Source organism: Brachybacterium sp. SGAir0954, from assembly GCF_005490785.1.
Lineage (GTDB): Bacteria > Actinomycetota > Actinomycetes > Actinomycetales > Dermabacteraceae > Brachybacterium > Brachybacterium rhamnosum.
Genome location: NZ_CP027295.1, coordinates 2,163,052 through 2,190,023 on the forward strand (window position 1 = coordinate 2,163,052; position 26,972 = coordinate 2,190,023).

Below are 26,972 nucleotides of genomic sequence, written 5' to 3' on the forward strand. Positions count from 1 at the left end.
GGGGAACCTCCCGGCGTCGATGCGCCGGAGCACCGGTGACGCGTCCGTCGCGACCGAGTCGGCTCCTCCATCGACACGCTGCGCTCCCCTCGGGAGCAGCGCCTGGCGAGGGCCGGAGACTTCCGTCCCCCAGGACGATGACCACGTGGACCCAGGGTGCGCTGGATCCTTTCGAAGGAGACGGCCTCATGGCTGACAGCACCACCACCCCCGATCCTGCGGATCCCGCACCCCGTCGCACCCGCCGCCGCGCGGCGGGAGCCCCCGCCGGCGCCCCGGCGCCGTCCGTCGTCGAGACGTCCGCCGCGGAGTCCTCCGAGACCGCCACGGCGCCCCGCACCTCGGTGCCCGAGCAGGCCGCGGCGTCTGCCGAGCCCGCCGCTCCGAAGCGAACCCGCCGCCGCGCGGCCGGCGCCCCGGCCGGTGCCCCCGTGTTCCGCGCGGCCACCGATCCCGCTCCCGAGTCCGAGCCCGAGGTCGAGGAGGCCCCGGCCCCCGCGCCGGAGGCCGACGTCGAGCAGGACACCCCTGCGGCGCCCGAGCCCGCCGCCCGCGCCGAGCGCGAGCGTCCCGCCGAGGACGACCACGACACCTCGAGCGTCGTCGCGGATCTCCGCGCCCTCGCCGATGCCCGCGGCAGCGGCGACCGCGCCGACGAGGACGGTCGGGAGCGCCGCGAGCGCGCCCAGCTCGACTTCGCCTCGCTCCTGTTCCAGGCGCCGGCGCCCGTGCAGCCCCGGACCACCGTCGGCCCCGGTCTGCCCGTGTTCGCCGAGGACGAGGACGACGAGACCCCCGACAGCGCGGAGGACCGCGAGGACGCCGACGGGACCGACGCGGACGACCGCGACCGGGACGAGCGCGACGCCCAGGGCTCCGACGATGACGACGAGCAGCGCTCCGGCGCCTCCCGCCGCCGTCGCCGCCGCGGTGGCCGCGGTCGCCGCGGCCGCGGTCGCGGCGAGGACGACGCCCGCGACGAGGAGCAGGGCGAGGACGACCGGGGCGATGCCGCCGGTGACGCCGACGACGCCGAAGCCGACACCCCGCAGGACGAGGACCCCCAGGACGACGCCGAGCAGCGTGCCGAGGGCGAGGGTCGCTCCTCGCGCTCGCGCTCCGGTCGCCGCCGGGGCCGCGGTCGCGGCGCGGGCGCCCGCTCCGAGGAGCCCGCCGAGGGCGACAGCGCCCCCGAGGGCTCGGCGGAGGACGCCGGGACCGAGGGCTCCGGCTCCGAGGACTCCGGTCCCGACGACCAGGACCAGGCCGGCTCCTCCTCGAGCTCGCGCCGGCGTCGCCGCCGTCGCCGCTCCGACGCGGGGGACGGCGAGTCGACCTCCCCCGACGATCCGCCCAACACCGTCGTCAAGGTCCGCGAGGCCCGCGACGAGGTGAAGGCCGTCAAGGGCTCCACGCGCCTCGAGGCCAAGAAGCAGCGCCGCCGCGAGGGCCGTGACAACGGTCGTCGTCGCAACGTCATCACCGAGGCGGAGTTCCTCGCCCGCCGTGAGTCCGTGAAGCGCTCGATGATCGTGCGCGAGCGCCCGGGCCGCACGCAGATCGCCGTGCTCGAGGACGACGTGCTCGTCGAGCACTACGTCGCCGCGAAGTCGCACACCTCGATGGTCGGCAACGTGTACCTGGGCAAGGTCCAGAACGTGCTGCCCTCCATGGAGGCCGCGTTCGTGGACATCGGCAAGGGCCGCAACGCCGTGCTCTATGCCGGTGAGGTCAACTGGGACGCCGTGGGCCTCGAGGGCCAGCCGCGCCGCATCGAGCTCGCCCTCAAGAGCGGCGACCCGGTGCTGGTCCAGGTCACCAAGGACCCGATCGGCCACAAGGGCGCACGGCTCACGAGCCAGATCTCGCTCCCCGGCCGCTACGTCGTCTTCGTGCCCGGTGGCTCGATGACGGGCATCTCCCGGAAGCTCCCGGACACCGAGCGCAACCGCCTGAAGAAGATCATGCGCCAGCTCATCCCCGAGGACGCGGGCGTCATCGTGCGCACCGCCGCCGAGGGGGCGAGCGAGGAGGAGCTGACCCACGACGTCGAGCGCCTGCGCGCCCAGTGGGAGAAGATCCAGAAGGCGCAGAAGGCGCGCTCCGCGCCGATCGCCCTCTCCCAGGAGCCCGACCTCGCGATCAAGGTGGTCCGCGACGTCTTCAACGAGGACTTCACCTCGCTGATCGTCGAGGGCTCCTCGACCTACGAGGCCGTCCACGAGTACGTCAAGGACGTGGCCCCGGACCTCCTCGAGCGCGTCACCGCGCACGTCGGCCCGAAGGACTCCTTCGCGAAGCACCGCGTGGACGAGCAGCTGCTCAAGGCCATGGACCGCAAGGTCTACCTGCCCTCCGGCGGCTCCCTCGTCATCGACCGCACCGAGGCGATGACGGTCATCGACGTCAACACCGGCAAGTTCACCGGCTCCGGCGGCTCCCTCGAGGAGACGGTGACCCGCAACAACCTCGAGTCCGCCGAGGAGATCGTGCGCCAGCTGCGGCTGCGCGACATCGGCGGCATCATCGTCATCGACTTCATCGACATGGTGCTCGAGTCCAACCGCGACCTCGTGCTGCGGCGCCTGGTCGAGTGCCTGGGCCGTGACCGCACCAAGCACCAGGTCGCCGAGGTCACCTCGCTGGGCCTCGTGCAGATGACCCGCAAGCGCGTGGGCCAGGGCCTCGTGGAGACCTTCTCCACCACCTGCGAGCACTGCAACGGCCGCGGCGTCCTCGTGGACATCGACGGCGAGGCGCACCAGCACGGCGACGGCGGAGGCGCCCGCATCGACGGACCGGACGAGCAGTCCTCCTCCGGCTCCTCCCGCTCGGGCAAGCGCCGCCGCGGCCGCGGTCGCGGCAAGGACTCCGAGGGCGGTGAGGCGGAGAAGAGCGCCGAGAACGGCGGCGAGAGCGCCGGCGAGCACGCCGAGGACTCGGGCGACGTGCACCGCCTGGGCAACGACGACACGCGGGCCCTGGCGCGCGCGACGATCGCCTCCATCGCGGCGGCGACCACCTCGCACCCGCACCCGGAGGTCGTCGTGGACGGCGAGGTCGTGGCGGTGACGGAGGGCGAGGAGCCTGCTCCGGCGCACGTCGAGGCCGCGCCCGCGGATGACACCCAGGCGAAGAGCCAGGAGGAGAGTCAGGGGGAGGACCAGAGCGCCCTGAACTCCGAGGCGTGACGCGTTCCACAGCATTCCTGCAGGTCGCGGCGCACACCGTGGTTGACCGCAGGGTGTGGGGATCGTAGGCTGTCCCGTGGCGCTCAGCGCGCCGATGCCCTTCCCCTCCGGGTCCGCCTGGCCGCAGCCTCCCTCCCGTCCGCGGGACCGGTCGACGGTCGCAGGTCGGCGGTTCGACCCGGGGAACGGCGCCCCTCAGCAGAAGCAGCAGTACTCATCGAGATGGAGCAGTGACGTGGTGTACGCAATCGTCCGCGCAGGCGGCCGTCAGGAGAAGGTGTCGGTCGGCGACACCATCGTGATCAACCGCGTGGCCGGCGAGGCGGGCGACTCCGTGGAGCTCGCCCCCGTCCTGCTGGTCGACGGTGACAAGATCACCTCGACGCAGGCCGACCTCGGCAAGGTCAAGGTCACGGCGGAGAAGGTCGAGGACCTCCGCGGTCCGAAGATCCGGATCCTCAAGTACAAGAACAAGACCGGCTACAAGAAGCGCCAGGGCCACCGCCAGGAGCTCACGCGCCTCAAGATCACCGGCATCGCCTGATCGTCCTAGCGACGTCGAAGACTCGAGAGAAGGTCACTCCTCATGGCACATAAGAAGGGCGCAAGCTCCTCCAAGAACGGTCGCGACTCGAACGCGCAGCGCCTCGGCGTGAAGCGCTTCGGCGGCCAGGTTGTCGGCGCGGGCGAGATCATCGTCCGCCAGCGCGGCACCTCCATCCACCCGGGCGACGGCGTCGGCCGCGGCAACGACGACACGCTGTTCGCGCTCACCGCGGGCACCGTCGAGTTCGGCCGCAAGCGCGACCGTCGCGTGGTCAGCGTCGTCGAGACTGCCTGATCCCGCTCCCGGCCCGTCCGGGAACCCAGCCTCTCGAGGGGCGGAGCCGCTGCTCCGCCCCTCGATGCATATCCGCTCCAGAGCCCTCGGGAGGGCACCCATGGCCACGTTCGTCGACCGCGTCCAGCTCCACGTCATCGCCGGTGCCGGCGGGAACGGCGCCGCCTCGATCCGCCGCGAGAAGTTCAAGCCCCTCGCCGGGCCCGACGGCGCCGACGGCGGCCGCGGCGGCGACGTGATCCTCGAGGTGGACCCGTCCACCACGACCCTGCTCGCCTACCACCACAAGCCCCACCGCAAGGCCACCTCGGGCGGCTTCGGCAAGGGCGACATGCGCGCCGGGGCGCGCGGCGAGGACCTGATCCTCCCCGTGCCCGACGGCACCGTCGTCGCGACCGCCGACGGCCAGGTGCTCGCGGACCTCGTGGGCGTCGGCACCCGCTTCGTCGCCGCCCAGGGCGGCCAGGGCGGCCTCGGCAACGCGGCCCTGTCCTCCCGCCAGCGCAAGGCCCCGGGCTTCGCGCTGCTCGGTGAGCCGGGGGAGGAGCGCGACCTGGTCCTCGAGCTGAAGACCGTCGCCGACGTCGCGCTCGTGGGCTACCCGAGCGCCGGCAAGAGCTCGCTCATCGCCGCGATGAGCTCCGCCCGGCCCAAGATCGCCGACTACCCCTTCACCACGCTCGTGCCGAACCTCGGCGTCGTCGAGGCCGGCGAGCACCGGTACACGATCGCCGACGTCCCCGGCCTGATCCCCGGCGCGAGCCAGGGCAAGGGACTGGGACTGGAGTTCCTGCGCCACATCGAGCGCTGCCACGTCATCGTGCACGTGCTGGACACGGCCGCCCTCGAGTCGGACCGCGACCCGGTCTCCGATCTCGAGACCATCGAGAACGAGCTCGCGACCTACGCCGCGGGCCTCGACGAGGGCGCCGGCGACCGCGTGCCGCTCATGGAGCGCCCCACCGTCATCGTCCTGAACAAGACGGACGTGCCCGACGGCGCCGACATGGCGGACCTCGTCCGTGAGCGCCTGGGCGACCGCGGCGTGCCGATCCTCGATATCTCCGCCGTGTCCCACAAGGGCCTGCGCGAGCTGTCCTTCGTCCTCGCGGGCCTCGTCGAGGAGGCGCGGGCCTCGCTGCCCGAGCCCGAGGAGGCACCCATCGTGCTCACGCCGCGTGCGCGCGGCGGCCGCGAGTTCGAGGTGGTCAAGGAGCAGTTCGAGGGCGACAACGCCTTCCGCGTCGTGGGTGACAAGCCCGAGCGCTGGGTCAAGCAGACCGACTTCGCGAACGACGAGGCCGTGGGCTATCTCGCGGACCGCCTCGCGAAGGTGGGCGTGGAGGAGGCGCTGTACAAGGCAGGGGCCGTCGCGGGCTCGACCGTGATCATCGGTCCTGGACAGGACGCCGTGGTCTTCGACTGGGAGCCCACAATGGTGGGCGGCGCCGAGCTCCTGCTCGGCGCGCGCGGCGCGGATCGCCGCCTCGAGGACCACCACCGCCCCACGCGTGAGCAGAAGCGTGAGGAGCAGCGGGAGCGCACGGCGTCCCGGATGCAGCGGATCGAGGCGATGGAGAAGGAGCGACGCGCCGGCCACTGGGCCGATCCGACGATCAGCGACGAGGAGAACTGAGCATGGTCACCGTCCCCGCCGAACCGCATCAGCCGGCGAGGCTGCTCGCACGCACCGACATCCCCGGACCGCGGCGGGCGGTGGTCAAGATCGGCTCCTCGAGCCTCACCCGCGCCGACGGCCACCTCGACGAGACCGGACTGCGGCTCATCGCAGACCAGGTCGCCGAGCTCCTGCACGGCGGCTGGGACGTCGTGCTGGTCTCCTCCGGTGCGATCGCCGCGGCGCTGGGCCCGCTGGGCCTGGACGAGCGCCCGAGCGACGTGCCCACCCAGCAGGCGTGCGCGGCCGTGGGCCAGTCGCTGCTGGCCACGGCCTGGGCCGCCGCCTTCGGCGCCCACGGCCGGATCTCCGGTCAGCTGCTGCTGACCGAGGCGGACGTCATCCGCCCGGACACCTACCGCAACGTGCGCTCGGCCCTCGAGGCGATGCTCGCCGTGGGCGTCATCCCCGTGATCAACGAGAACGACACGACGGCGACCCACGAGATCCGCTTCGGCGACAACGACCGCCTCGCCGCGCTCGTGGCGCAGCTCCTGGGCGCGGATCTCCTCGTCCTGCTGACGGACGTCGACGGCCTGTACACGAAGAACCCGGCGGAGCCCGATGCCGAGCGGATCAGCGTGGTCGACGACTTCGCGGCGCTCGTGGACGTGAAGGTCGGCTCGGTCGGCTCGAAGGTCGGCACGGGCGGCATGGTCACCAAGCTCGACGCCGCCCACCACGCCTCGACGACCGGCACGGCCACGATCCTCACCCGTGCTGACCGCTTCGGCGCCGCCGTGCGCGGGGAGGACGTCGGCACGTTCTTCCCCGCGCAGACGGGCCGTCGCCGCTCCCGGCTCGTGTGGCTGCGCTACGCGACGCGCGGCGCGGGCACGCTGCGCCTGGACGAGGGCGCCGCGGCGGCGATCCGCTCCCGCCGCCGCTCCCTGCTGGCCGTCGGCATCACGGAGGTGACCGGGGCGTTCTCCGCCGGGGTCCCCGTGGACATCGCCGATCCCGACGGCACCGTCATCGCCCGCGGCCTCGTCGCCTACTCGAGCGAGGACCTCCGCGCCATGGCGGGTCTCACCACCGCGGAGCTCCGCGAGCGCATCGGCGACCACTACGGCCGCTCGGTCGTGCACCGCGACGCGATGGTGATGCTGGGCTGAGCCCCACGGGGTCCGCGCCCGCACGGGCGGGGTCCCCCGCCCGGCGGCACCGGTGCTCAGCGCGGGTAGCTCGACTGGGCCCCGCGGGCGGTGACGGATCTCCCCGCGAAGGCAGTCGCCCGCTCGGCGGCCCGCACGAGTCCCTCACCCGCGGCGAGGTGGGCGGCGAGCGCGCCGATGAACGCGTCCCCGGCCCCCGTCGTGTCGACGACCTCGACCTGCGCCGCCGGGATCACCGCGGGCTCGTCGACCTCCGTCCTGTCGCCCGCATCGAGGGCGGGGCCCGCGACGACGGCCCCGCGGGCGCCGAGGGTCAGCACGACGGAGCGCACCCCCGCGCCCCGCAGGGCGGCGACGAGCTCCTGCGGATCCCGGTCCCCGCCCGCGTCCGTGGTCGCGCCCGTGCCTGCACCCTGGAGCTGCTCGAGCACCGCCGCCGCCTCGTGCTCGTTGACGACGAGCGGGTCCGCGGCACGCATCACCGCGGGGTCCAGGGCGAGCACCGGGGCGGGGTTGAGCACCACCCGGACGCCCGCCGCGCGGGCCGCCCGCGCCGCCGCCTCGATGCCCTCGCGCGGGATCTCGCCCTGCAGCACGAGCACCGCGGCCCGGGCGAGGAGGTCGGCGTGCCGGTCCACGGCGGCCGCGTCCACGGAGGCGTTCGCTCCGGGCACCACGAGGATGGCGTTCTCGCCGTCCGCCGCGACCGTGACGACGGCGAGGCCCGTCGGCCGGGGGACGACCGCCACGGCGGAGAGGTCCACGCCGTCCTCGCGCAGGAGCCCGAGGGCGACCTCGGCGTCGGGGTCGTCCCCGACGGCACCCACCATGTGCACCGCGGCGCCGGCGCGCGAGGCGGCGAGGGCCTGGTTCGCCCCCTTGCCGCCGGGGGAGCGGCCACCGCCGCCCGCGATCAGCGTCTCCCCGGGGGAGGGGTGGCGGTCCACGGTGAGGGCGAGGTCCACGTTCAGGGAGCCCACCACGACGACGATCTCATCACTCATGCACTCCATCGTGCCTCGCCGCGCCCCGCGTACGCTGGAGCGCATGACTGTCACCCGCGAGCACACCGACGTCGAGACCGCCGTCCTGGCGGCCGCCCGCGCCGCGAAGGAGGCCCAGCCCGCCCTCGCCCGGCTGCACCGCTCCCAGAAGGACGCCCTGCTGCTGGCCATGGCGGACGCCCTCGTCGAGCGCAGCACGGAGATCGTGGAGGCGAACGCCCACGACCTCGCCGCCGCGGACGCCTCCGGCATGGAGGCGGGCCTGCGGGACCGCCTCGCGCTGAGCGAGGAGCGCGTCGCCGCGATCGCCCAGCAGCTGCGCGACGCCGCCGCCCTCCCGGACCCGGTGGGCGAGGTGGTGCGCGGCGGGCTGCTCGACAACGGCCTCGAGCTGCGCCAGGTGCGCGTGCCCATGGGCGTGATCGGCATGGTCTACGAGGCCCGGCCCAACGTCACGGTCGACGCCGCCGGCCTCTCCCTCAAGGCGGGCAGCGCCGTCGTGCTGCGCGGCGGCTCCGCCGCCCTGCACTCCAACACCGCGCTCATCGCCGTCCTCCGCTCCGTGCTCGCCGCGCAGGGCCTGCCCGAGGACCTCGTCATCGGCATCGACGAGCACGGTCGGGACGGCGTGGACGTGCTCATGCGCGCCCGTGGCCTCGTGGACCTGCTCATCCCGCGCGGCGGCGCCGGCCTCATCCGGCGCGTCGTGGAGAACTCCCTGGTGCCCGTCATCGAGACCGGCACCGGCAACACGCACGTCTTCGTCGACGCGAGCGCGGACCTCGAGCAGGCCGCGGCGATCGTCCACAACGCGAAGACCCAGCGCATCGGGGTCTGCAACTCCCTCGAGACGCTGCTCGTCCACGCGGACGTCGCCGAGCGGGCGCTCCCCGCGATCGCCCCGGGCCTCGTCGAGGCCGGGGTGCGGATCCACGCCGACGAGCGCGCGGGGGAGATCCTCGCCGAGGCCGGGGTGGCGAGCGAGCCCGCCACCGAGGAGGACTGGGACACGGAGTACCTGGCCCTCGAGATCGCGGTGCGCGTGGTCGAGGACCTCGACGCCGCGCTCGAGCACATCCGCACCTGGTCCACGGGGCACACCGAGTCGATCCTCACCACCCACCTCCCCTCGCAGCAGCGGTTCCTCGCCGAGGTCGACTCGGCCGTCGTCATGGCGAACGCCTCGACCCGGTTCTCCGACGGCGGCGAGTTCGGCTTCGGCGCGGAGATCGGCATCTCGACCCAGAAGCTCCACGCCCGCGGGCCGATGGGCCTGACCGAGATCACCGCCACGAAATGGATCGTCGTGGGCCAGGGGCACGTGCGCCCCTGACCCCGGGTGCTGTGGGATGATGACGCGGTCACCCAGGAAAGGCGCTTCCAGTCATGATCGATCAGCTCATCATCCTCGCCGAGGCCGGCCACGAGGCCACCGAGGGCGTGCCGCCGCAGTACATCGGCATCGGGGCGTTCATCACGATGCTCATCCTGCTCGGCATCGCGAGCCTCGTCGGCGGCAGCCACCAGCGTGACGAGGACTCCGAGCACCACACCGATCACTGAGCCCCATGGAGCAGCAGCGGCGACGGATCGGCGTGATGGGCGGGACGTTCGACCCGATCCACCACGGCCACCTGGTCGCCGCGAGTGAGGTGCAGAGCGTCTTCGCCCTGGACGAGGTGGTGTTCGTGCCCACCGGCCGCCCATGGCAGAAGTCCGAGCGGGAGATCTCCGATCCGGAGCACCGCTACCTCATGACCGTCGTCGCGACGGCCGCGAACCCCGTCTTCACCGTCTCGCGGGTGGACGTGGACCGGCCCGGGGACACCTACACGATCGACACCCTCCGCGATCTCCACGCCCAGCACGACGACGCCGACCTCTTCTTCATCACCGGCGCTGACGCCCTCCAGAACATCCTGACCTGGAAGGACAACGAGGAGATCTTCGAGCTCGCGCACTTCGTCGGGGTCACCCGGCCGGGGCACGAGCTCGACACCTCCGGTCTCCCGGCCGACGGCGTCACCCTCATCGAGGTGCCGGCCATGGCGATCAGCTCGACGGACTGCCGCACCCGCGTGGCCGCCGGGGCCCCCGTCTGGTACCTGGTGCCCGACGGCGTCGTCCAATACATCAGCAAGTACGCCCTCTACACAGGAGGAGACGCTCATGAGTGAGTCCACCGCGGCTCCCCGGCACGGCCGTCGCGCCCGTCGGCTCAGCGAGGAGGAGGCCGCCGCCCTCGCCCCGCACCCCGTGGCGGAGGCCGGGGGCGACCAGCCCGCCGCGCCCGCGGTGCGCGGCGCGGTCGCGGCCCCCGGCGCGGACGCCCCGACGCCCGCGCTGCGCAAGTTCGGCAAGCGCGCGCGGATCATCGAGCTCACGGAGGAGCCGCCCGAGCAGGCGGGGCAGCCCTCCGCGCAGCCGTCGGCCGACGGCGCACCGGACGCGGCATCCCCTGCGGTCGCCGCCGAGGAGCCCGCAGCCCCGGCCGCGCCCCGACCGGGCAGCGCGGCGGGCGCCGGCACCGTCTCCACCGGGGCGGCGCTGACCTCGGGCACCACCGGCGCGGCGAGCGGCACGGGAGGCACGGGAACAGCCACGACCGGTGACGCGTCGTCCTCCGAGGCCGCGCCGTCCGGCACCGCCCCGTCCGATACCGCCCGGTCCGGCACGGCGTCGTCCGAGTCCACGCCGACCGCCGACGGCGCAGCGCCCGCGACCGCCGGCGCCGCGGCGACGGCCTCTGCCGCGCGGCCCACGGGCACGCCGGCCGCGACCGCCACGATCGAGCGGGACGCCGACGGCGTGGAGCTCGGCGAGCTCTCCGTCACGCAGGCCCCCGACCCCCGGCCCGCGCCGCGGTTCGACGGCCGCGTCCTCCACCGCCCCGAGCGCTCGGGCGGCCGCCCGCTGCTGTGGGTCGTGTGGGGGCTCATCGCCCTCGCGATCGTCGTGCTCGTCGTGCTGCTGATCACCGGTGTGCTCGGCGGCTCGGGCAGCGCCTCGGCGCTCGCCCCGGCCCTCGACGCCCACCTCGCCAGCCTGTCCAGCATTTCCGGCCCCGGCTCCCCGGCGGCCTCCCTCCCCTCGAGCATCCAGGAGCTCCCCGCGTGACCGCATCCGACGAAGCCCTCGACATCGCCCGCGTCGCCGCCCAGGCCGCGGCGGACAAGCTCGCCCAGGAGGTGATCGGTCTCGACGTCTCCGAGCAGATCGTCATCACCGACGTCTTCCTGGTCTGCTCCGGCGAGTCCGAGCGGCAGGTCTCCGCGATCGTGGGTGCCGTGGAGGAGGAGCTGCTCAAGCAGCGCCGCCGCAAGACCCTGCGCCGCGAGGGCGAGCGGGACTCGCGCTGGGTCCTCCTGGACTACGGCGACGTCGTCGTCCACGTGCAGCACGCCGAGGACCGTGCCTTCTATGCGCTCGAGCGCCTGTGGCGCGACGCCCCCGTGCTGGATCTCGACATCGACGTGGACCGGGACGCCACCGCGTGAGCACCAGTCATGCCGGGGTGCACCATCCGGTGCACACCCGTCTCGTCCTGGTGCGCCACGGGCAGACGGACCACAACCGTGACGGCCGGCTCCAGGGCCAGGTCGACATCCCGCTGAACGCGACGGGCCGGAAGCAGGCCGCGCGCGCCGCCGCGAGCATCGCGCAGAACCCGCCGGACCTCATCGTCGCCTCCCCGCTGGATCGCGCCCACGAGACCGCCCGGATCATCGGTGCGGCCTGCGGGGTCGCGGTGACCACGGACGCCGCCTTCCTCGAGCGCAGCTTCGGCGCGTGGGAGGGTCTGCGCGGCGAGGAGATCCGCGGCCGCTGGCCGCAGGAGCACGCCGCCTGGCGCGCGCACCGGCCGGTGCCGGGGCTCGACATCGAGGAACGGCTCGCGGTGGGGGAGCGGGTCGCGGCCGCGGCACGCTCGCTGATCGCGGAGAACACCGGCGGCACGGTCATGGTCGTCGCGCACGGCGCCGCGATCACTCTCGGGATCTCGGCCCTGCTGGGCGAGGACCCGGAGACCTTCCGGGGCCTCGGCGGGCTCGAGAACTGCCACCGCAGCGTGCTCGAGCCGCTCGTCTCGGACCCCTCGGGGCAGGCGATGAGGTTGCTGTCACACAACCTCCCTCCGGATTTCACGGGAGCCCCCTGACCATGTAATCTAGTGGAGTCGCCACGGAGCGGGGACGGAGAATCGCGAGATGATCCGGACCGTGAGGGCGGCACCCTACGGGGCTATGGCGCAGTTGGTAGCGCGCTTCCATGGCATGGAAGAGGTCGGGAGTTCGAATCTCCCTAGCTCCACTCGAGAAACTCTTGAGACAGTGACTCGTCCGAAGGGCCCCACCGCGAGGTGGGGCCCTTCGTCGTGCTCCGGGCATGATCGGGCCCCGCCCCCGCTCCGGGTACCCGGTCCGCGGTGCGCGGGCCGGCTCCTCTCGGCACACAGCCTTCAGGGCGTATCTGAACGGGTGCAGCGTCTGCAAGGCGTCCCGTGAGTGCGGGGTGGTGGTCGGATCGCCGTGGCTGTCGATCGTGAGCCAGCGGTGTGGCGGCACCACGAGGCGGGTACATCTTCCCCGCGTGCGCCTGGTCCTCGCCGGGGTCGCGCTGGACGTCGAGGGGTCGCGCGACGGCTCAGCTCGCCTGCTCGAGCGTCGCGAGCACGTGCTCGCCGTACTCCGCGAGCTTCTTCGCGCCCACCCCGCTCACCCCGCCGAGCTCCGCGACGGTTCCGGGCCGCTGCTGGATGATGCCCACGAGGGTCGCGTCGGAGAACACCATGTACGGCGCGATCTGCTTCTCCTTCGCCACGCCCGTCCGCCAGGCCCGGAGCGCCTCGAACACCTCGCGCTGCGCGGGCTCGAGCGACTCCGCCGCCCCGCCGCCGCGCCGTCGACCGGCCCCGCCGCGCACCTTCGCCGGCGTGCGGTCCACCGCGAGCTCGACCGTCTCCTCGCCGCGCAGCACCGGCCCCGCCGCACGCCCCGGGACGAGCACGCCGTAGTCGCCCACCGCCTCGACGATCCCGCGGGCCAGCAGCTGGCGCAGGGCCGTGCGCCACTCGCGCTCGGTCAGCTCCGTGCCGATGCCCCACACGCTCAGCTCGTGGTGACGGGACTGCCGGGAACGGTCCGACTCCTTGCCCAGCAGCACGTCGATCACCTGGCCGGAGCCGAAGCGCTGGTCACGCTCCCGGTCGAGCCGGATCAGCGCGGAGAGCAGCTTCTGCGCGGCCGTCGTCGCGTCCCAGGTCTCCGGCGGGGACAGGCAGGTGTCGCAGTTCCCGCAGGGCTCGCCCGCCTCCTGGCCGAAGTACCGCAGCAGCTGCACCCGCCGGCAGCCGACCGTCTCGCACAGCGCGAGCATCGCGTCGAGGTGCGCGCGGGCATTGCGCTTGAACTGCTCGCCGCCCTCGCTCTCGTCGATGAAGCGCCGCTGGTTCACGACGTCGGCGAGGCCGTAGGCCATCCAGGCCGTCGAGGGGAGCCCGTCACGGCCGGCGCGGCCCGTCTCCTGGTAGTACCCCTCGATGGACTTGGGCAGGTCCAGGTGCGCCACGAAGCGGACGTCCGGCTTGTCGATGCCCATGCCGAAGGCGATCGTCGCGACGATGACGAGCCCCTCCTCGCGCAGGAACCGCTCCTGGTGGTCCTGCCGCATCCGGGCGTCGAGCCCCGCGTGGTACGGCAGGGCCGGCACGCCCTGGTCGGCGAGGAACTGCGCCGTCTGCTCCACACTGCGCCGCGAGAGGCAGTAGACGATGCCCGCGTCCCCCGCGTGCTCGGTGCGGATGAGCCGCAGCAGCTGCTCGCGGGCCCGGTCCTTGGGGCCGATCCGGTACTGGATGTTGGGGCGGTCGAAGCTCGCCACGAAGTGCCGCGCTCCCTGCAGCTGCAGACGCTCGGTGATCTCCCGGTGCGTCGCCTCCGTCGCGGTCGCCGTCAGCGCCACCCGCGGCACCCCGGGGAACGCCTCGGCGAGCATCGACAGGCCCAGGTAGTCGGGACGGAAGTCGTGCCCCCACTGGGACACGCAGTGCGCCTCGTCGATCGCGAACAGGGCCAGCTTCGCCCGCTGCAGCAGCTGCACGGTGCGGGGGAGCACGAGCCGCTCGGGCGCCATGTAGAGGAGGTCCAGCTCACCGGCGATCAGCTGCTGCTCGACAGCCTGCGCCTCATGCGGATCGAGGGTCGAGTTGAGGAACGCGGCGCGGATGCCGACGGCGCCGAGCGCCGCGACCTGGTCCGCCATGAGCGCGATGAGCGGGGAGACGACGATCCCCGTGCCCTCCCGCAGCAGCGAGGGGATCTGGTAGCACAGCGACTTGCCGCCGCCGGTGGGCATGAGGACGACGGCGTCCCCGCCGCCGGCGATCTGGTCGATGATCTGCGCCTGCTCGCCGCGGAACGCGTCGTAGCCGAAGACGGTCGAGAGGATCTGCAGCGCGTCGCCGCCCGCCGGGGCGGGGGAGGGCACGGGGCCGTCGGAGGGCACGGAGCCGTCGGAGGGGGCAGGGGCGTCGGACGGCGAGGCGGGAGGCATGCCCTCCAGCCTAGGTGTTGCGGGTCATGACGTTGTGGTCACCGCGTTAGGGACAAAGGAACGGGTCCCTGACCGGCACGAAGGGTGGCGTCGAGACAGCGATCTCGCGGGAGGGGACCCGTTCCATGACCCACCGTCATGCCGCGCTGACGCCACTCTGAATCGCCCCGGGTTTGCTAGAGGCTCGCAAGTGAAGCGCCCTGGGTTTCGTTCCGTGGTTAGACGGTCGCGGGCGCGGTCGTCGTGGGGTGAGTGTAGGACGACTCGACTTCCGCGGGGGTGCGGTAGTCGAGGGCCTGATGGAGGCGTTTAGTGTTCCACCAGGTCACCCAGTCAAGGGTCGCGATCTCGACCGCCGTCGCCGTTGGCCAGGTTCGGCGCCTGTGGATGAGTTCAGCCTTGTAGAGACCGTTGACCGTCTCAGCCAGGGCGTTGTCGTAACTGTCCCCGACCGATCCGACCGAGGCCTGGACTCCAGCGGCCAGGAGGGCATCGGAATAGGCCAGCGAGACATAGTTGCTGCCCCTGTCGCTGTGGTGGACCAGCCCGCCCCGAGATGCTTCCGCCGGCGTCGTCTGGAGAGCCTGCTCCAGAGCCTGCAGCGGCAGCGCCTCGGTGTGGAGGCTCGTAGCGGCCGACCAGCCCACGATCCGCCGGGTGCAGACGTCGGTGATGAACGCGGTGTAGCAGAACCCCGTCGGGATGCGGAAGTAGGTGATGTCCGCGACCCACAGCTGATTCGGTTTGGCGGCAGTGAAGGCCCGTTCGACAAGATCCGGGCGACGATCCGGCCCCTGCGAAGAGATCGTCGTGAACACCTTTCGGCCCCTGCGAATCCCGCACAGACCAGCAGCTTTCATCAGCCGCTTGGTCTGATCGCGCCCCATGTCCCAGCCGGCGCGGCGCATCGCGCGATGCATCTTCCGGTAACCGTAGACGCTGTAGTTCTTCGCGTGGATCCGGCGGATCTCGCTGGTCAAGGTATCGTCGCGGACGGCCCTCTTCGACGGCGGACGCTGCTTCGCAGCACGGTAGCCGCGGGAGGTGATGAACCCACGCTCTGTCGCTCCCAGGATGCGGCAGATGCACTCGACCCCGAAGCGATCACGCTGTTCGTCGATGAAAGCGATCATTTCGTCGTGGGCTGGTCGAGCTCCTTGGCGAAAAACACCGAGGCGGCCTTCAAGATCTCGTTGGCCCGCCGGGACTCGGCGAGCTCGCGCCTGAGCCGACGATTCTCCTCCTCGAGCGACTCCCCATGAGCCACCGTGGGCTCGGTGGGGCCGTAACGGTTGCACCAGATCCGCAGGGTCTCCGTACCGACTCCGAGCTGGGGTGCGACCGCTCGGATTGACTCAGAACTGGGACCACCCTCGAGCGAGTGCCGGTCGTACACCATGCGGACCGCTCGTTCGCGCAACTCGGGACTGAACTTCTTGAGCATGCTCCGATTCTTCTCCGTGAGACTCGGAACGAAACCCAGGGCGCTTCACCACCACCTTCACCTATGACGGCAACGACGCGAACGGCAAGGCCGAGCGGCGCAGCCTGGTCACTACTCAGACCGTCACTCGCGCCGGCAGCGATGTCCTCACCTATGTCGCGGCCTATGACGCCGACGGCGCGATGACCACGGAGAAACTCCCCGGCGCCATCACCGCCACCCACCTCGTGGACGAGGCGGGCGGGGAGGTGGGGCTGACCTATGCGGGGCAGCTCACCGACCCGGACACCGGTGAGGTGAGCATGGGGGCGTGGCTCGCCTGGTCCCAGACCAACGACATTCTCGGCCGGGTCCGCACCGACTCCACTACCTTCGCCTCGCAGATCGCGGCGGCCGCCGGGATCGAGGCTGATGCGGAGAGCGCGGTGGAGGATCCGCTGGACTTCGACCACCGCTACACCTATGACAAGGGAGGGAACCTCACCAAGGTCGAGGACCTCACCGGCCTACCCGTCGGCGGCAGTGAGGTGAGCCCGTACACGGTGCGGGAGTACACGTTCACCACCAACGGCGCCCGCAAGACGGCGAAGGAGACGATCCGCGCGGACGGCACCACGACGGGGGCCGCGACCACGGGGGTCAACCAGTCCCTCACCTACGACACGGCGGATCGCCTGACCGGTGGGTATGTGTATGACCTGCTGGGTCGGCAGACCACGGTCCCGGCCGCGCACGCCCCGAACACGGCGGGCGGGGACATCACGCTGGCGTACTTCGACAGTGACCTCCCGGCGAAGGTGACGCAGGGTGGGACGGCGACGTCGTTCACCCTGGACGTCGCGCAGCGGCGGCTCGTGCAGTCCTCCGTGACCGCGGCGAAGACCACGACCACCACACGGCATTACACGGACGGCTCGGACAACCCTTCCTGGATCGAGACGGCCCGCCCGGACGGGACGAGCGAGACGCTTCGGTACACGAGCTCGATCAGCGGGGACCTCGGCGCGTCGATCGCGACCGACGGTGGGACGTCGCTGATGCTGTCGAACATCCACGGTGACACTGCCACCACCATCCCCATCCCCAGCGGCACCCCCGCCACTGCGGCGGCGACGACGATCGCCGGCTGGTCCAGCTACACCGAATACGGCACACCCATCGACCCCGCCCAGACCGCCGTTGTCGGCACCAGCGCCGGCTACGGCTGGCTCGGAGCCAAGGAACGCTCCACCGCCGCAGGAACCGTCGGCCTCACCCTCATGGGCGTGCGGATCTACAATAGAGTTACAGGAGCATTTACCAGCACTGATAACATTGTTGGCGCAAATAATACCGCATACAATTACCCAACTAATCCGGTCGGACTGTATGATCTTGATGGCGAGAAACCGAGAAATAAAAGGCGATCGAATCATCGTGCCGACCGTCATTGGAAGAAAAGCGATCCGGTGCAGAGGGTGCGTTGGGGGAATAAGCGCGGATCCGCTGGAGGCCCATCGGCAGGAAAGAAGTTCTCCCGCAAGCAACTGCGTAAGCTCAAAAGGAGTGCAGGGCGATGCGCGTACTGCCAGAAGCATCTAAAAGCGGGCGAGGGGCATGGAGATCATATCGTGCCTAGAGTTAACGGCGGTAACTCGACACCCAGGAACTTGCAGAGAACGTGCTCTCCCTGCAACCTCTCTAAGGGGGCCCGCTCGGGGCCCGGCGGAGGTGGCGGCAGGGGAGGATTTGCAGCAGCAGGAGGCTTTGGTGGCGGGAAGCCCTACTTGAAGAGCTTCAGATAGCATGCCCGAATCGCCTTAATCTGCCCCGAAGAGGCAATATTGGCGGTTTGTGAACCGAAAGGCAAAAGTATGGATGGCCAGCATATTAAAGTGAACTTCCATCTTCATGAGGATGCGGAAGTTGCGAGCGAGGGCCTATGGGCCAGGCGGGTGGGCGATGGCGTGTACTCGATAGACAACACGCCAATGTATTTCACAGGGCTTGCAGTGGGCGACTGTGTCACGGTGAATATGGAAGGAGATCTTCTGTGGGCTGCGGATACCGAAACGTTTGGAGGTCATGCGAACGTCTGGATCCAATCTCTTTCGAGCGAAAAGAGCGCGGCGCGCGCACACCTTGAAGGTATGGCGAAGTCACTCGGCGATCGCGGGTTTTACTGCGAGTATGAAGATTTCATCCCTCGCCTGGCGGTCGATTTGGAGGAGTCTAAGGAAGCGAAGTGCCTGGTGGGGGAGCTAGACTCTCTGCAGATTGCAAACGAGATTGAATTCATGGTCACAAACAAAGTGACTTGGCTCGAATAGTGTTCTTTGACGGGCTCTTCGCAGATGAGGGTATAGCTCGGTTCTGAATCCTCCGGTGTCCAGCTGTGCGCGGATGACGTAGTGGGTGAGGTTGCGCGTAGGTCCGTTGCTTGTGTCGGGATGGTCGAAGTAGGCCAGCACGTCCAAGGTCCGGCCGAGGGTGGCCAGCTCTTTGAGCTCTTTGGGTACGCCGTCGGTGAGGTCGTCGATGACGGTCCGGAGAGCCCTCTTCTCGCTAGCGCGGTTGGGGTCGCGGTAGGCGGCGGCGACGCGCTGGTAGATGCCGCAGGTCGCTTCGACTCTCGGGTTCTCGCTGCTCGCGTGCGGTTCCTAGGGTGTCCCGGTGACGGGCTTTGACGGTGGGGATTTCTACTGCGACATCGCGATCCCGCGACGTGAGCCGATCGAGGTGGTCCACGAGGATGACGAGGTGCTCGCGTTCCACCGCACGTGACCTTCCTGGCCAACCCCCATCGTCGTCGTGACCAAGCGTCACGTGGACTCGCTGTTGTCGCTCGCCGCCCGGGACGTTGCTTTGCAACTCCTCCGAGTAGTCCAGGACGTCGCCGCTGACGTGACCGCCCGCGAGGGGAGAGCCGGCATCATGACGCATCTCGGTACTTATCAAGACTCCAAGCACCTGCACGTCCATGTGCGCGCTGGAGCCCCGCTCAGAGCAACCAGCTAAGCCCCCCCCGCGAACCGGCTAACTCGGACGAGACGGGTCATCATCTCTCGAGTATCCGATAACTGGCACTATCGGCCAGTGCGCGGGGAGATAGCCAAGTGCACCCACTGTGCAGCCGACTCGGGGGACCTGCCCGTCTTGATGACCATCTAGAGCAGAACCACCACGGCTGCAATCGCGCCGATGATCGTGGAGAGGCCAACTACGGCAGCGCCAATCTTGCGGCCGCGGGTCCACCACGTGGGTTCGGTGTCCTCCGGTTGTGTCGCCAGCGATGAGGATTCCCCGCTCTGCTGAGTCGTGACTGTGACTCGAGCCCCCTTTGAGCCGCTGATCGCCACGTTAACGGCCTGGGCGGCCTGATCTGCAGTTGGGGTGTCTTGAGAGCTTGGAGTTCCCGCGATCAGCTCACCGATCAGCTCTGCCAGAGCCGTCTTGACCTGATCCAGGATGCCGATGATCACCGCTGGCGAGACGGACCAGTAGATGCGTTGAATCTTCTGGAATGGGTTGCCTGATTCTCGATCGAAGTGGTGTCCGATGATCTCGGCCCCGGGGACGGCGATCGAGATGGGCTTCTCACTCTTTGCCCAGGCTTCGAGCTCTCCAACGCCGACTCGGATTGGCAGTTCCTCCGGCATCTCTTCACGAACGAAGTCCGGAAGCATTGAGTAGGGCAGGGGCTGCCGTTCGACCATCGTGGGACCGGTAACCGCGTCCATCAACATCGGCGCCATGATGCGTCGGTACGGCGGCAGCTCCTCCGCTTCGACCCCGGAGAACCCCTTCAACTCTTGTGATGCCCATTCCCGCAGTTCCGCCGATCCTGCCCGTCCGCCGAGGATGACAACCTTGCGGAGGACGCTCGCGATAGGTTGATCTGACAGCAGATCGTTCTCGATGTCACCTAACAAGCCGCGATGTTGAGCCATAAGGAGATGAGCATAGCTTTCGCGGTAGGTGGGAGCGCATCAAGAGTCCTTCCAGTCCCGCGCCACCGGGTCCATGGATGCCCCGATGGGGTATACCCCACGGTGCAGAAGTGTCACGAAACTGCGGGTTTCGACCCTGTGGGACGGGTGAGCCTACGGCGCCGTAGGTGTCACGCAGGGTGGTGCTCAAACTGGCAGATGTGTCTGGTTGAGGTGCCTCCAGTTCGTGCAGCAGTCCCCGTGTCGCGTTGGGGTGCGTCGTGGTACTGCTCGGCGGGGGGCCTGTCCTGGCTGTCCTGGTCGCTCGTCCAGGTGGTGCCCCCTGGGGTGTTTGGTCCGTTATGGACTCGTGACGTGAATGTCTGGGTGTGGGCTGGATGATGGCTTCAATCTTCGGCTTCGGAGGGGTGGAGCAGCGGGGTTGCTGCGAGTGGGTAGGAGCCTGCGTTGGGTGGTCGTGTGTCGAGCCGGTGGTATCGCCGTGCATTGTTGTCGGTGGCGTCGCTGAGCATCGCGGGCCTGGTCGTCTCGGGGTTGCCGATGGGGTCGGCGCGGGCGGAGGACCCGCCGGTGGAGCCGGCGCCGCAGGTGTCTGCGCCGGTGTCGCCGGAGGAGCTGGACTTCCCGTCGGCGGTGGTGCAGGCCCGGGCGACCGGTGAGCGGGTGGAGGCCACGGCGGAGCGGGGGGAGTCCTCGACGACGTGGGCGAACCCTGACGGGACGGTGACGACGACGCAGTACGCCGCGCCGGTCCGGTTCCAGGACGATGAGGGGGCGTGGCGCGAGTACGACACGACCCTGGTCGAGCAGGAGGACGGGTCGATCTCCCCGAAGGCCGTGCCCGATGGGGTGGTGCTCGCCGGTGAGGTCGAGGGGACGGAGAAGAAGCCCGCGGAGGTCGCGTCGGTCGACGCCGGCAAGGATGGTTCCGTGGCGCTGGCGTGGGAGGACTCCCTCGCTGATCCGGTGGTGAAGGGGTCGGTGGCGACCTACCAGGGGGCATGGCCGGGCATCGATCTGGTTGTGCATGCGACACGTGACGGTTTTGAGCAGTCCTTCGTGATTGCGGACCGCGAGGCGCTGCTGGACTACGCGGGTGAGTCGTCTGCTGCGAGTGATGGCGGCGGCGGTCAGCCTGCGCCGAGCGACGGTGGTGGCGATGCACCCGCCGCGGGGACGGGACCGGTGACGTGGGATGTGCCGCTGCAGGTCGATGACTCGTTGACGGTCCGTGAGGTCAAGGGTGAGCGGGTCGAGTTCGTCGATCAGGACGACAAGGTCGTCTCGACGTTCGAGGTGCCGCTGGCGTGGGATGCGAGCGTGGACAAGGCCTCGCGGGAGCATCTTGCCCGCTCGGAGGTGAGCGTCGAGGTTCTCGAGCGGAAGAACGGTCTGGTCACGCTGCGGCTGGGTGTGGACCGGGGGTGGCTGCTCGATGGTGCTCGGGTGTTCCCGGTGACGGTGGACCCGGTGTATGCGAAGGCGACGGCGAAGCCGACGTTCGATGCGTTCGTGCAGACCAACTACTCCTCGGATCGTTCCAGCGAGCAGGAGCTGAAGGTCGGCACGTACGACGGGACGAACAAGGCCCGCTCGTTCCTCACCTTCGCGAACTCCTCGTTCAAGGGCCTGCAGATCCAGTCCGCAACGCTGAACCTGTATGAGACGTGGTCGTATTCGTGCACGGCATCTGCGCTGGAGGTCTGGTCGGTCGGGCCGGCGGTGGATTCCTCGGTGCGGTGGACGAACCAGCCGGCGATGGCCGCGAAGCAGACGTCGGTGAATGTCGCGAAGGGCGCGAACAGCTCCTGCGCGGCGGGCTGGGTGAACCTGTCGATCACGAACCTCGCGAAGACGTGGTCCACGAGCAGCGCGACCTCGGTATCGCTGGGTCTGAAGGCCGGGTCGGAGACGGACACGGTGGGGTGGAAGCGGTTCGGGTCGATGGAGTCGACGACGCCGCCGTCGATCACCTTCACCTACGACCGCAAGCCGAACCAGGCGACGGTGCCGGTCGTCGGGAACACGGGGACGTACGAGAGCACGTCGTACGCGTGGAAGAAGCGGCCACTCCTGTCCACGACCGCCACGGACCCGGATGGCAACACCGTCTCCGCCGAGATCCAGGTGCACACCTCGACCGCCGGGAATGCAAGCACGCTGCTGGGCCGCTGTTACACGGCGACGGGGACGTCGGGGCAGACGCTCTCGTGCACGCCGGGGTTCGACTTCCCCGACAACACGACGCTGTATGTGCGTGCGAAGGCGACCGATGAGATCGGTGTCGCCGGGTTGTGGTCGGGCTGGAAGACGGTGAAGACGGCGCAGACTGCGCCGTCCGCCCCGGGGATCACCTGCAATGTCGCGAACGGGTCGTGGTCGCAGACGAAGCCGTCTGCGAGCCTGTCCTGTTCGGTGGTGATCACGCAGGGGCTGTCGAACAATTCCCCGATCAACGTCCGTTACATGGTCGACGGTGCCACGGCGGAGACGGTCATGCGGATCGATCCGGGGCCGCGGACCGTGGCGCTGCCGGCGATCGCGTTCACCGAGGGTGCGCACAAGCTGACGGTGCGGGTCTCCACGGCGTCGACGATGGCGTCTGCGCCGGTGTCGTTCCAGACGGGGTGGGGTGGTCCGTCGGTGATCCGGCCGGCGCCGCTGGCGGCGAGCAACGGCAGCTTCGCGGTGGAGGCGTCGGCACCGCCGGTGACGTCGAGCGGGCAGTCGGTGACGGCGCAGCAGCAGTGGCGCTTGGCCGGGACGACCGCGGCGTGGACGAACGCGGGGAGCGCGGCGACGCTCAGCGGCACGGTCGGCAAGCCCCTCCCGTACAAGGGGACGTTCGATGCGTCCACGGCGCTGGCGAGTGCGGGGAACACGTCCCGTGGTCCGGTGCGGTTGGAGTTCCGGATCTGCTTCACCTACCCCTCGATCACGCCGCTGTGCACGGATCAGACCCGGCCCACCACCCTGGTCCGGGTCCCGCACGCCTTCGGTGGTGGCTACCCGACCACGGACGTGGAGGCGGGGCAGGTCGCCCTGTACACGGGGGAGTTCCAGACGACGGCGACGGATGTGTCCGTGCCGGGGTACGGGTCGAACATCTCCCTCGAGCGCTCCCACCTCTCCTACACCGGGACCGGGGACGTGAAGGACTGGCCCCTCGATGGGGTAACCGGGGTGTTCGGCCCCGGGTTCACCGCGAACCTCGAGGGTGATGACGCGACCGGCCTCGCCGGGATGGACGTGCTCGATCAGCGGATGAGCGATGGGACGATCGCCCTGGTCGATGACGAGGGTGAGCCGCTGGTGTTCGTGAACCCCACCGGGAAGGTCGGCACCGTGACCGGTGCCCTGCTGCCCGGCACGGAGGACACCGAACTCTCCGGTACCACCGCGCAGATCACCGGCACCGCGGCGGCGCCGAAGCTGCTGGTGACCGAGGACGACGGCACGATCACGACGTTCACCCCGGTGACGGGCGGTGCGAGCAAGAACCTCGTCTGGCATCCGGCATCGATCGCGGAGCCGGGCCAGGCCGGTGCGACGACCTTCGGTCACGATGCGACGACGGGCGCCGTGACGCGGATCGTCGCGCCGCTGCCCGACGGGCTCACCGGCACGGCGTGTCCGACGAGTGGGACGCTTGCTCCGGGGTGCCGGGCGATCGACCTGACCTACACCACCGTCACCGATCCGAACGGGAAGCAGGCGCAGCGCCTGTCGAGCGTCGCGGCGGTGATGTACAACCCGGCGACGAAGCAGGTCGAGTCGAAGCCGGTGACCACCTACACCTACGACGCGCTCACGCGCCTGTCGAAGGTGACGGACGTCCGCTCGAACCTCTCCACCACGTACACGTGGGACGGATCCACGACGCGGATCAAGACGATCACCCCCTCGGGTCTGGCCGGGTACACGGTGACCTACGCCGCGAACCCTGACACCTCGATCCCCACGCAGGTCGTCAAGAACGTCCAGCGCGGCGCGCAGACCAGTGGCGGCGCGGCGGTGCAGATCGCCTCGATCGTCTACGACGTCCCGGTCTCCGGGACGGGCCTGCCGAACCTCTCCGAGACGGGGATCAGCGCCTGGGTGAAGGACGAGAAGGATTCTGCGGAATACGCGGGACAGAAGCCCGTGAACGGGTACGCGGTGTTCTCCTCGGATCACCCGGTCACCGCACTGGTGGGGAAGTCCCTGACGGCGGCGGATCTGCAGTACGCGGATCTGCAGTACATCAACGCCGAGGCGTACACCATCAACTCCGCCTCCTACGGGGCAGGGGCCTGGCAGATCACCGCCGCCCGCTACGACGAGCAGGGCAACGTGATCCGCGAGCTTGATGCGGGGGCGGTCGCTACGGCGATCGCGACCCCGGATCTTGACGGCCCGGGGGTGGATGCCCTGTCCACGCAGACCTTCTACAACACCGAACAGAAGAACGGTGATGTCGTGGTGCTGCCGGCGGGGTCGGTGGTCACCGACGAGTTCGGGCCGGCGCGGGACGTGCTCCTGGCCGATGGGAGCACCACGGCGCGACTGCGCCCGCACACCGCGACCGTTTACGACCAGGGCGCGCCGAACAGCGGCGTGAATCCGGCGACCGGTCAGGCCTACGCCCTGCCGACCACCGTCACCATGGACGCGGTCACCACGGACAGCACGCCGGGGAACATCACCGCCCTCGAGCAGGTCTCCACGACCACGAACACCTACACCCCGATCGACGGGAAGGGCGTGGATGACCCGACCTCCGGATGGGTCCTCGGCGTCCCGACCACGGTGAAGGACAGTCTCGGGCGCACCACGAAACAGCGCTTCGACGACCGCGGGAAGCTGGTCGAGTCGCGCATGCCCGCCTCGAACGGGACGGACGCGGGGACGACGAAGACGATCTACTACACCGCCGCCGCCAACAGTGAGGACGCCTCGTGCGGGGCGAGTGACCAGGCGAAGGCGTGGGCCGGCGAGATCTGCCGGACGTTCCCGGCTGCGGCGCCGAGCAGCGGCCCGACCCTGCCCTCGACGAAGGTCACCGGCTATGACTTCTGGCTCGCCCCGACCACCACGGTCGAGACGTCCGGGTCCGCGTCGCGCACCAGTCAGGTCACCTACGACGCGGCAGGGCGGGCGATCTGGACGAAGACCTCCACCAGCGGGGTCACGGGATCAGTCGCGCAGGACGCGATCTTCACCCAGTACAACCAGACCACGGGCCTGGTCGACGCGGTCGGTGTCTCCAATGCGATGAACACCGGCATCGGGACGGTCAAGGACTCCTACACGTACGACCTGTGGGGCAAGGAGACCAGCTACACCAACCAGCTCGGCGACAAGACCACCACCGCCTACGACACCGCAGCGCGGGTGGTGAAGGTGACCGACCCCAAGGGCACCACCACCTTCACCTATGACGGCAACGACGCGAACGGCAAGGCCGAGCGGCGCAGCCTGGTCACTACTCAGACCGTCACTCGCACCGGCAGCGATGTCCTCACCTATGCCGCGGCCTACGACGCCGACGGCGCGATGACCACGGAGAAACTCCCCGGCGCCATCACCGCCACCCACCTCGTGGACGAGGCAGGCGAGGAGGTGGGGCTGACCTATGCGGGCCAGCTCACCGACCCGGAAACCGGTGAGGTGAGCACGGGGGCGTGGCTGGCCTGGTCCCAGACCAACGACATTCTCGGCCGGGTCCGCACCGACTCCGCGACCTTCGCCTCGCAGATCGCGGCGGCCGCCGGCGTCGAGGCTGATGCGGAGAGCGCGGTGGAGGACCCGCTGGACTTCGACCACCGCTACACCTATGACAAGGGAGGGAACCTCACCAAGGTCGAGGACCTCACCGGCCTTCCCGTCGGCGGCAGTGAGGTGAGCCCGTACACGGTGCGGGAGTACACGTTCACCACCAACGGCGCCCGCAAGACGGCGAAGGAGACGATCCGCGCGGACGGCACCACGACGGGGGCCGCGACCACGGGGGTCAACCAGTCCCTCACCTACGACACGGCGGATCGCCTGACCGGTGGGTATGTGTATGACCTGCTGGGTCGGCAGACCACGGTCCCGGCCGCGCACGCCCCGAACACGGCGGGTGGGGACATCACGCTTGGGTACTTCGACAGTGACCTCCCGGCGAAGGTGACGCAGGGTGGGACGGTCACGTCGTTCACCCTGGACGTCGCGCAGCGGCGGCTCGTGCAGTCCTCCGTGACCGGCGCGAAGACCACGACCACCACACGGCATTACACGGACGGCTCGGACAATCCCGCCTGGATCGAGACGGCCCGCCCGGACGGGACGAGCGAGACGCTTCGGTACACGAGCTCGATCAGCGGGGACCTCGGCGCGTCGATCGCGACCGACGGTGGCACGTCGCTGATGCTGCCCAACATCCACGGCGACACCGTCACCACCATCCCCATCCCGAGCGGCACCCCGGGCACGACTGCGGCGACGACGATCGCCGGCTGGTCCAGCTACACCGAATACGGCACCCCCATCGACCCCGCCCAAACCGCAAATGTCGGCACGAGCGCCGGCTACGGCTGGCTCGGAGCCAAGGAACGCTCCACCACCACCGAGACCGCCGGCCTGACTCTCATGGGCGCGCGACTCTACAACGCCGCTACAGGGAACTTCACCGGTAAGGACCCGGTAAATGGCGGAAATAGCACGTCTTACGGGTATCCCACCGACCCCGTTAATAGCTATGACACAGAGGGCACCTGGGGGTATACATACAATTTCAAGGTCGGGAAGACCCGCAAGTCGTCGAGTGCAATATTCTCCGCCCTCCGGGCGAGTTTTTCCAAGTACTTCCCAATCAAAGGCGCAGGGAAGCGCCTCTATCTGGGGGCCGTCATGCCTCTCAAGGTTGCGATAATTCCATTCCCCGTTAAGGTTACCCGAATGTATACCGTGGGATGGACATTTGGTGTCCTGAAGGGCCATCCAGACTATTCGCCTGTCGGTACTTCATATATCAACTTCAAGCTTTATAAGTCCAACGGAAATCTTTGGCTGCGTACCCACGGAGAGGTAAAGTTCGGCAGTCTCGCGTGGGCCGCCGGAATGAACATCAATGGTCGCGCTGCCTACATGGCGCAAGCATGGAGCACTTGGAATAAATTCCGAAACAACCTCAAGGGACTTCTGTGACTCGATTGAATGAGGAAGATGAATGAAGCCGCTGCGCCGGAGAGATGC

At 69.7% G+C, this 26,972-nt stretch carries 18 protein-coding genes, 1 tRNA gene and 1 pseudogene; 15 read left to right on the forward strand and 5 right to left on the reverse strand.

Features of this window, described 5'->3' with window-relative positions; all coding sequences use genetic code 11:
* Positions 1-188 precede the first annotated feature (188 nt).
* From C1N80_RS09725 to proB, 5 genes are all read left to right on the forward strand, one after another.
* Positions 189-3,191, forward strand: coding sequence for an Rne/Rng family ribonuclease (locus C1N80_RS09725; RefSeq protein WP_137770574.1), 3,003 nt, complete (start codon positions 189-191; stop codon positions 3,189-3,191).
* A 235-nt stretch (positions 3,192-3,426) separates the two neighbouring features.
* The gene (gene rplU, locus C1N80_RS09730; RefSeq protein ID WP_137770575.1) at positions 3,427-3,735 is read left to right on the forward strand and encodes a 50S ribosomal protein L21; all 309 of its coding nucleotides are present in this window, start codon (positions 3,427-3,429) and stop codon (positions 3,733-3,735) included.
* A gap of 42 nt (positions 3,736-3,777) precedes the next feature.
* Complete coding sequence (gene rpmA / locus C1N80_RS09735) at positions 3,778-4,032, forward strand: 50S ribosomal protein L27 (RefSeq protein WP_137770576.1); 255 nt, start codon at positions 3,778-3,780, stop codon at positions 4,030-4,032.
* 100 nt (positions 4,033-4,132) lie between these two features.
* Complete coding sequence (obgE, locus tag C1N80_RS09740) at positions 4,133-5,668, forward strand: GTPase ObgE (protein ID WP_137770577.1); 1,536 nt, start codon at positions 4,133-4,135, stop codon at positions 5,666-5,668.
* A 2-nt stretch (positions 5,669-5,670) separates the two neighbouring features.
* A complete protein-coding gene (gene proB / locus C1N80_RS09745; protein ID WP_137770578.1) occupies positions 5,671-6,825 on the forward strand; it encodes a glutamate 5-kinase in 1,155 nt (384 codons plus the stop codon).
* Between the two features lie 56 nt (positions 6,826-6,881).
* On the opposite strand, the gene C1N80_RS09750 is transcribed toward proB, so the two are convergent.
* Positions 6,882-7,829, reverse strand: a complete 948-nt coding sequence (locus C1N80_RS09750) for a ribokinase (RefSeq protein ID WP_137770579.1) — start codon at positions 7,827-7,829, stop codon at positions 6,882-6,884.
* A 43-nt stretch (positions 7,830-7,872) separates the two neighbouring features.
* On the opposite strand from C1N80_RS09750, the gene C1N80_RS09755 reads away from it, so the two are divergent.
* From C1N80_RS09755 to C1N80_RS09780, 7 genes are all read left to right on the forward strand, one after another.
* The gene (locus C1N80_RS09755) at positions 7,873-9,162 is read left to right on the forward strand and encodes a glutamate-5-semialdehyde dehydrogenase (protein WP_137770580.1); all 1,290 of its coding nucleotides are present in this window, start codon (positions 7,873-7,875) and stop codon (positions 9,160-9,162) included.
* A gap of 53 nt (positions 9,163-9,215) precedes the next feature.
* Positions 9,216-9,392 (forward strand): hypothetical protein, encoded by a 177-nt coding sequence (locus tag C1N80_RS15535; RefSeq protein WP_168198077.1) that lies wholly within the window; start codon positions 9,216-9,218, stop codon positions 9,390-9,392.
* 35 nt (positions 9,393-9,427) lie between these two features.
* Positions 9,428-10,006, forward strand: coding sequence for a nicotinate-nucleotide adenylyltransferase (nadD, locus tag C1N80_RS09760; protein WP_240811300.1), 579 nt, complete (start codon positions 9,428-9,430; stop codon positions 10,004-10,006).
* The gene (locus C1N80_RS15820) at positions 9,999-10,946 is read left to right on the forward strand and encodes a hypothetical protein (RefSeq protein ID WP_240811087.1); all 948 of its coding nucleotides are present in this window, start codon (positions 9,999-10,001) and stop codon (positions 10,944-10,946) included. Before nadD ends, C1N80_RS15820 begins: the two co-directional genes overlap by 8 nt.
* Entirely contained in the window at positions 10,943-11,326 is a 384-nt protein-coding gene (rsfS, locus tag C1N80_RS09770) for a ribosome silencing factor (protein WP_137770582.1), read from the forward strand. Before C1N80_RS15820 ends, rsfS begins: the two co-directional genes overlap by 4 nt.
* Positions 11,323-11,988, forward strand: coding sequence for a histidine phosphatase family protein (locus C1N80_RS09775; RefSeq protein WP_137770583.1), 666 nt, complete (start codon positions 11,323-11,325; stop codon positions 11,986-11,988). The genes rsfS and C1N80_RS09775 overlap by 4 nt, the downstream gene beginning before the upstream one ends.
* Positions 11,989-12,067: 79 nt before the next feature.
* Positions 12,068-12,140: transfer RNA gene (locus C1N80_RS09780), tRNA-Ala, on the forward strand.
* A gap of 333 nt (positions 12,141-12,473) precedes the next feature.
* Here C1N80_RS09780 and recQ read toward each other — a convergent pair.
* Both recQ and C1N80_RS09790 read right to left on the reverse strand, forming a co-directional pair.
* Entirely contained in the window at positions 12,474-14,381 is a 1,908-nt protein-coding gene (gene recQ, locus C1N80_RS09785) for a DNA helicase RecQ (RefSeq protein ID WP_137770584.1), read from the reverse strand.
* Between the two features lie 218 nt (positions 14,382-14,599).
* Positions 14,600-15,825 (reverse strand): IS3 family transposase gene (locus C1N80_RS09790; protein WP_240811088.1). Its coding sequence is split into 2 segments (ribosomal slippage): positions 14,600-15,540 and positions 15,540-15,825, totalling 1,227 coding nucleotides; the frame shifts between segments, so codons are not numbered across the junction.
* Positions 15,826-16,007: 182 nt separating this feature from the next.
* Here C1N80_RS09790 and C1N80_RS15635 point away from each other — a divergent pair.
* The gene (locus C1N80_RS15635; protein ID WP_137770585.1) at positions 16,008-17,609 is read left to right on the forward strand and encodes an HNH endonuclease; all 1,602 of its coding nucleotides are present in this window, start codon (positions 16,008-16,010) and stop codon (positions 17,607-17,609) included.
* Positions 17,610-17,678: 69 nt separating this feature from the next.
* The gene (locus tag C1N80_RS09800; RefSeq protein WP_137770586.1) at positions 17,679-18,134 is read left to right on the forward strand and encodes a DUF4265 domain-containing protein; all 456 of its coding nucleotides are present in this window, start codon (positions 17,679-17,681) and stop codon (positions 18,132-18,134) included.
* 21 nt (positions 18,135-18,155) lie between these two features.
* Here C1N80_RS09800 and C1N80_RS15825 read toward each other — a convergent pair.
* Both C1N80_RS15825 and C1N80_RS09810 read right to left on the reverse strand, forming a co-directional pair.
* A pseudogene (locus tag C1N80_RS15825) lies at positions 18,156-18,434 on the reverse strand (ISL3 family transposase); the annotation flags it as partial.
* Between the two features lie 537 nt (positions 18,435-18,971).
* Positions 18,972-19,754 (reverse strand): hypothetical protein, encoded by a 783-nt coding sequence (locus tag C1N80_RS09810; RefSeq protein WP_137770587.1) that lies wholly within the window; start codon positions 19,752-19,754, stop codon positions 18,972-18,974.
* Positions 19,755-20,249: 495 nt separating this feature from the next.
* Between C1N80_RS09810 and C1N80_RS09815 the strand changes: the two genes are divergently transcribed.
* Positions 20,250-26,924: a DNRLRE domain-containing protein gene (locus tag C1N80_RS09815; RefSeq protein WP_137770588.1), complete on the forward strand. Its 6,675-nt coding sequence runs from the start codon at positions 20,250-20,252 to the stop codon at positions 26,922-26,924.
* Positions 26,925-26,972: the final 48 nt, after the last annotated feature.